Below are 6,255 nucleotides of genomic sequence, written 5' to 3' on the forward strand. Positions count from 1 at the left end.
CATTGGGCCTGAGGTATCCATCGCACTCCAAGTTCAGGCGCCAAGCACGTTTCCCCAATGCTGTGGACCGGACTACCGCCCCACCCCAAAACTGCTCCGATAAGCCCTTGGCGCCAGCCCGAGCCGCGCCTGGAAGTGATGCCGCAGCGCCTGCACGCTGCCAAACCCAGCCTCGGCCGCGACGCTTTCGACCGGCAGACTGCTGGCCTCAAGCAGCCGTTGGGCCTCGGCGACGCGCTCGGCAATCAGCCAGTCGCCGGGGGATTGGCCGGTGGCCTCGGTGAAGCGGCGCAGCAGCGTGCGCGGGCTCATGGCGCTGGCCGCGGCCATGCGCTCCAGCGTCCACGGCGCGCGCAGATCGGCGCGCACCTGGCCCATCAGGCCGGACAGCCGGTTCGTGCGGTCGCGCGGCACCGGCCGCTCGATGAACTGCGCCTGCCCGCCGCCCCGGTGGGCGGGCATCACCAGCCGGCGTGCGACGCTGTTGGCGGCTTCCACGCCGAAGTCGCTGCGCACGAGGTGCAGCATCAGGTCGATGCCCGCCGCGCTGCCGGCCGATGTGAAGACGCGGTCCTCCTCGGCATAGAGCACGCCGGCATCGACGTCGATGGCGGGGTGGCGCTCGCGCAGCTTGTCGGCATAGCGCCAGTGCGTGGCCGCGCGGCGGCCGTCCAGCAGGCCGGTGGCGGCCAGCACGAAGGCGCCCGAGCAGATCGATGCCAGCCGCGCGCCGCGCTGCCAGGCTTTGCGCAGCCGCTTGGCCAGCGCCTCAGGCACCGGCACGTCGGCGCCTTTCCAGCCGGCCATCACGATGAGGTCGGCCTGGTCCAGCAGCTCGATGCCGCCGTCGCTGCTGACCGTCAGGCCGCCGTGGGCGCGCAGCGGCCCGGGCTCGATGGCGGCACTGGCGAAGCGATACCAGCCCGGGCCCATCTCCGGCCGCGCCAGGCCAAAGACCTCGGCGGCAATGGCGAACTCGAAGGTGCACAGGCCGTCGTAGACCGGCGCGACGACGAGCGGCCCCGTGGTGTTTGGCGTGATCTTGTCGATACGGGTCATAGGCGCCAATTGTGGCCCCGGCCGGCCGTTGCGACCATGGCGGCACCTGTTCAACGGAGCCCACCATGCCTTCTCAAGTGACCGCCATTCCCGCCGCCCCGTCCGCGCAAGCCGAGGCGCACTTCGCCGCCGAATTCACTTTCGAGGCCGACTGCTGGGACGTGCACGACGCGCTGGCCCAGGGCGCCGATTTCGTGCTGCTGGACGTGCGCTCGGCCGAGCTCTACGCCCGCGGCCATGTGCCAGGCGCCATCCACTTTCCGCACGGCAAGCTTGTCGAGAGCAAGCTGGCTGCCTGGCCCAAGGACACCCTCTTCGTGACCTACTGCGCCGGCCCGCACTGCAACGGCGCGGCCCGCGGCGCGCTGCGGCTGGCGCGGTTGGGCCGGCCGGTGAAGATCATGGCCGGCGGCATCACCGGCTGGCTGGACGAGGGCTTCGAGCTGGCGACCGCGGCCGTGCCTGCCTGAGCCCTGGACCGAGGCGCGGCTAGCATGTCGTGATGAAGATCCTCATGACCCTGCTGGCCGCGGCCTGCGTCACAAGCGCAGCCTCGGCCCAGACCCTCACCCTTGAGCGCCTCACCGCCGACCCGCCGCTCGCCGGCCGCCTGCCGCGCCAGGCTGAGATCTCGCCCGCCGGCCAATGGGTCAGCTTCCTGCGCCCGTCGGCGGCGGACAGCGAGGTGCTGGAGCTCTGGGCCCAGCCCAGCGCAGGTGGCGAGCCGCGCAAGCTCGTCAGCGCGGCCGACCTGCTCGGCGGTGCCGCCCAGAAGCTCAGCGAGGCCGAGAAGATGGCGCTGGAGCGCCAGCGCATCAGCCAGCGCGGCATCACCGGCTACCAGTGGTGCGGCAGCGACGACAGTGCGTTGCTCTTTCCGCTGTCAGGTGACCTCTATCTGGTCAAGTTGAGCGCCGGGGGCCCTGAGGCTCAGCGCCTGACGAACACGCCCGACGCGCCCAAGCAGGACCCGCGCTGCGCCCCCGACGGCAAGACCCTGGCCTATGTGCAGGGCGGCGAGTTGATGGTGCTGCCCCTGCAGGCCGGCGCCCAACCGCGCCCGCTGTTCGGTGCGCGCATGAATCCCCGTGTGACCTGGGGCCTGGCCGAGTTCATTGCCGGGGAGGAACTGGGCCGGCATCGCGGCTTCTGGTGGAGCCCGGATGGGCGTCAGCTGCTGGCGCTGCGCGTCGACGAACAGCGTGTGGGCTTGAAGACGCGGGCGCAGATCTTTGCGGACCGCACCGAGATGACGGAGCAACGCTATCCGGCTGCCGGTGAAGCGAATGCCCAGGTCTCCGCCTTTGTCATCGGCGTTGCCACCGCTGAGGCGCATGCGCTGCAGTTGCCGACCGGCGCCGAGTACATCTCCCGCGCCGGCTGGTTTGCCGACGGCACGCCTTGGCTGCAATGGTTCAACCGCGACCAGACGCGATTGACGCTGACCGAGTTCAAACCCAATGCCGCGCCACACGACATCACCGTCGAGACCGATGCGGCCTGGGTCGAAGTCCATGACGATCTCATCGAGACGCCGCGCGGCCTGCTCTGGTCCAGCGAGGCAACGGGCCGGCGCCAGCTGCTGCTGGTCAACCGCGCGACCGGGCAGCGCACGCCGCTGACGCAGCAGGCCGAAGCGGTGGCGCATGCGGTGTGCGTGGGCGAGCGAGGCGTCGTCTTCGCTGCCGCCGGCGACCGCGGCAAGACCAGGGAGCTTTACCTGCAGCCGTTGGCCGGGGGCAAGGCCCAGGCCCTGCCGGGCATGGCCGAACGCCAGTGGCGCGATGCCAAGGCCGACAGAGCCTGCGCCCGCCTGCTCGTCACCCGCTCGGCCTGGGGCCAGCCACCGCGGCTGGAACTGCGCAGCCTGGGCCGCGACAGTGCCATCGCCCTGGCCGGTGACGCGCCCGACCCGGCGCTGGAGGCCTTCGCCAACGTCCCGCTGGCGCTGGACCTGACGGCGGCCGACGGCAGCACGCCGTTGAACGCCTTCTTCTTCGCACCCGCCAGCCGTCCCGGCCAGGGCAAGCACCCCGCCATCGTGCTGGCCTATGGCGGCCCGGGCTCCGCGACGGTGAACTGGGGCTGGGGCCGCGACATGCCATTGATCGCCTACTGGCAGCAGCGCGGCTATGGCGTGCTGATGCTGGACGTGCGAGGCATGGAGCACCGTGACCGCGCCTTCACGCGTGCCCACTACCGGTCCTTTGGCCAGCACGAAGTGGCCGACCTGTTCGCGGCCGTGCGGCAGCTGCCCGGCCGCGTGCCGGGCGTGGACGCGGCGCGCATAGGCTTCTTCGGCTGGAGCTACGGTGGCTTCCTTGGCGCGCGGGCGATGCTGGATGCCGACACGCCGTTCGCGGCCGCCGTCGCCGTTGCGCCGGTGACCGACTGGACGCTCTACGACACCGCCTACACCGAGCGCTATCTCGGCATGCCCGAGGGGGGCAAGGCGGTGACCTACGCCAGTGCCAATCTGCCGGCGCGCGCGTCGCTGCTGAGCAAACCGCTGCTGCTGGTGCATGGCACGGCAGACGACAACGTGCTGTTCGAGCACACGCTGCGCCTCGTCGAAGCCCTGCAGACAGCCGGCAAGACCTTCGACCTGCAGATCTACCCCGGCAAGGCCCACGGCATCGCCGGCCGCGCAGCGCGGCTGCATCTCTACCGCACGATGGATGCCTTTTTCGAGCGGCATCTGAAGCCAGCGCCATGAGCCTCGTCTACTCGACCGACGTCGGCCGGGTCTGCCCCGGTTGCGGGCAACCCATCGCTCAATGCGTCTGCAAGGCCAAGCTCCGCCCGGCGGGCGACGGCATCGTGCGCGTCAGCCGCGAGACGGCGGGGCGCAAGGGCAAGGGCGTGACCGTCATCAAGGGTCTGCCGCTGGACGATGCGGCGCTGACGGCGTGCGCCAAGCAGCTCAAGGCCCTGTGCGGCAGCGGCGGCACGGTCAAGGACGGCGTCGTCGAGATCCAGGGCGACCACCTCGACAAGGTGCTGGCCTGGCTGAAGGCGCGGCCCGAGGGCTGGACGGTCAAGCGCGCGGGCGGCTGATTGATTCCAGCTGCCCGCCATCGGGGCTGCGGTGCTGGTAAATGGGGCTTGCCCACGCTTGGCCCTCGTCAGAATCGTGGATGTGCCGCCAATGAAGACCCTCTAGCCTGATGACACAGGCGTCAGCGCGCCGTCCGCAAGTGTTAATGGAGGATCTGCTATGGCGACTTCAAAGCGTTGGACATCAGTGCCCTTGCTCGCGATTGCGTGGGTGGCGTTGGCTGGGTGCCGGCCTTCGGAGTCGGCGCCTGCCGCGGCGCGCGTGTCGCCCGAGGTCGAGGTGTGCGCCGGCGTCCACGCCATGATCGGCAAGGAGATCACGACGACATACGACATTTCGACGTCCAAGGGCATTGCGCTCAAGATTTCCGCGGCTGCCGAGGCGGATGTCGCCCGCTTGAAGGTCATCAAGGAAGCCAAGGGCGATGCCGGTGCCGGGGCGCAACTGGGCTCAGAGATCAGGGCTGTCGTTCAGACCAAGTCCCAGGTGACGACAGACTTCTTTCAGCAGGATCAGAGCTTCGCCCAGGCGGCCTGTTTCATCGGCTCGCTGCTCAATCGCGCGGACCTGTCGGCTGCCGACCAGCAGTTCTTCGAGCAGCAGCGTCGTGCGTTGGCAGTGAACAGGGTCGCCTACCTTGATGTGCTGACGGGTCTAAAAAAAAAGTAGCCCGGATCGTCATTGAAGGTGCGCTGCTCGCTTCGTACACCGCTTCAGACGACATGTCGAAATGGCTGGGCGATGCCGACGCCTACGTCAGTCAGACGCAGAGCGGCACGAGACGATTGATAGAAGCCCTGCAGATGATTCAGGCCGACCCGATGTACGTCGGGCATGTTTCCGACCGCCTGGTTCGCATGACGCCCTGGAGCGTCGAAAGGTTGAAGCATTACCTTGCCGACCCGGCCCTTCATCGGGAGCGACTCAACTACCACGTGTGCGCCATTTCATCCTCGATGGGAGAGCTGCTGATCCAATTGACTGAACCTCCGGCCTCGCTGAGCTGCCAGGGTCAGGATGTTCGCAGCCAAGCCTGCAGGGCGCTGATCGCCGCGGAACTGCAGAAGTTCGATTCGAAGGCCGGCGACATGCTCCAGACGGCTTGCAGGTGGGGGTAGCGATGCAAAGCTTGCGCTCTGCCCTCTCAAAGGCCAGCAAATCTGAGGATGCCTTCGCCGTCCAGGGTGCCGACCATGGCTGCATGCCAACACGTCGAATTGCCCTTTCAACTGCGGTACTGCCGTTCATGGCGTCATGCGGCGGTTCGCCCGGTCCAGGCCCGCAAAGCGAGCGCAGCCTCCATGACCGCCAACTGCAGGACCTGCAGCAGGCGACGGCCGTCGTGGATGCCGGGACGACTTCGCTGCGCGCCTGGGCCCAGGAGGTGACGCTGGCAGCGGGATCGGCGCCTTCCATGCAAATCGATCCCGTCACCGGGCAGCCGCGTTTCGATACGCCTTCCACCGGCGCATCGATCAAGGTTTGGCTTGTCGGTGCCGCAGTTGTTGGCGGGGATGGCAAGCCGTTGCTGACGGCCTGGCAACCGCGAACGATCTGGGTGCTCAGGGGCAGCGACTACGTGTCTTCGCAGGACTTGACGTCGCCGCGGGAGGCTGTCTTCACGGCCGGATTCCCGCAGCCGCCGTTCTCGCGAGATGGTGCCTTGGTCGTCGTCGAGTTCGTCCAGGGCACGACGACGCGGCTGTCGGCGGTGTTGCCCACGTGGCTCGGCTAGCGAGGCGCCGAGGACGTTGTAAGTGCAACCGCGACAATCGGGCCGATGACCGATACCGCTTTCGACCGCCTGCCTCTCAGCCCCGCCATGCTGGCCAACCTCGGCCAGCTCGGCTATGCGCAGATGACGCCCATCCAGGCGGGCAGCCTGCCGCTGGCCCTGGCGGGCCGCGATGTCATCGGCGAGGCGCAGACGGGCTCGGGCAAGACCGCCGCCTTCGCCATCGCGCTGCTGCACCGGCTCAAAGCCGACCTGCCGCGCGTGCAGGCCCTGGTGCTCTGCCCCACGCGCGAGCTGGCCGACCAGGTCACGCAGGAAATCCGCCGCCTGGCCCGCGCGGCCGACAACATCAAGGTGCTGAGCCTGTGCGGCGGCAACCCCATGAAGCCGCAGATCGAGAGCC

Annotated in this window: 8 protein-coding genes; 7 read left to right on the top strand and 1 reads right to left on the bottom strand. The window is 68.8% G+C overall.

The window, feature by feature from the left end:
- Positions 1-72: 72 nt before the first annotated feature.
- Positions 73-1,059, bottom strand: coding sequence for a transcriptional regulator FtrA (gene ftrA, locus ACXJKR_RS21415; RefSeq protein ID WP_457324540.1), 987 nt, complete (start codon positions 1,057-1,059; stop codon positions 73-75).
- A gap of 65 nt (positions 1,060-1,124) precedes the next feature.
- Between ftrA and ACXJKR_RS21420 the strand changes: the two genes are divergently transcribed.
- The 7 genes from ACXJKR_RS21420 to ACXJKR_RS21450 all read left to right on the top strand — a co-directional run.
- Entirely contained in the window at positions 1,125-1,529 is a 405-nt protein-coding gene (locus ACXJKR_RS21420) for a rhodanese-like domain-containing protein (protein WP_457324541.1), read from the top strand.
- Between the two features lie 32 nt (positions 1,530-1,561).
- A complete protein-coding gene (locus tag ACXJKR_RS21425; protein WP_457324542.1) occupies positions 1,562-3,775 on the top strand; it encodes an alpha/beta fold hydrolase in 2,214 nt (737 codons plus the stop codon).
- The gene (locus tag ACXJKR_RS21430) at positions 3,772-4,116 is read left to right on the top strand and encodes a translation initiation factor Sui1 (RefSeq protein ID WP_457324543.1); all 345 of its coding nucleotides are present in this window, start codon (positions 3,772-3,774) and stop codon (positions 4,114-4,116) included. The genes ACXJKR_RS21425 and ACXJKR_RS21430 overlap by 4 nt, the downstream gene beginning before the upstream one ends.
- Before the next feature lie 301 nt (positions 4,117-4,417).
- Positions 4,418-4,786, top strand: coding sequence for a hypothetical protein (locus tag ACXJKR_RS21435; protein WP_457324544.1), 369 nt, complete (start codon positions 4,418-4,420; stop codon positions 4,784-4,786).
- Positions 4,787-4,839: 53 nt separating this feature from the next.
- Positions 4,840-5,235, top strand: a complete 396-nt coding sequence (locus ACXJKR_RS21440; protein WP_457324545.1) for a hypothetical protein — start codon at positions 4,840-4,842, stop codon at positions 5,233-5,235.
- 11 nt (positions 5,236-5,246) lie between these two features.
- Positions 5,247-5,852 (top strand): hypothetical protein, encoded by a 606-nt coding sequence (locus ACXJKR_RS21445; protein ID WP_457324546.1) that lies wholly within the window; start codon positions 5,247-5,249, stop codon positions 5,850-5,852.
- A 45-nt stretch (positions 5,853-5,897) separates the two neighbouring features.
- Positions 5,898-6,255, top strand: a 358-nt coding sequence (locus ACXJKR_RS21450; RefSeq protein ID WP_457324547.1) for a DEAD/DEAH box helicase, incomplete at its 3' end; no start/stop codon positions are given.

The sequence above is a fragment of the Roseateles sp. P5_E11 genome (assembly GCF_054049355.1).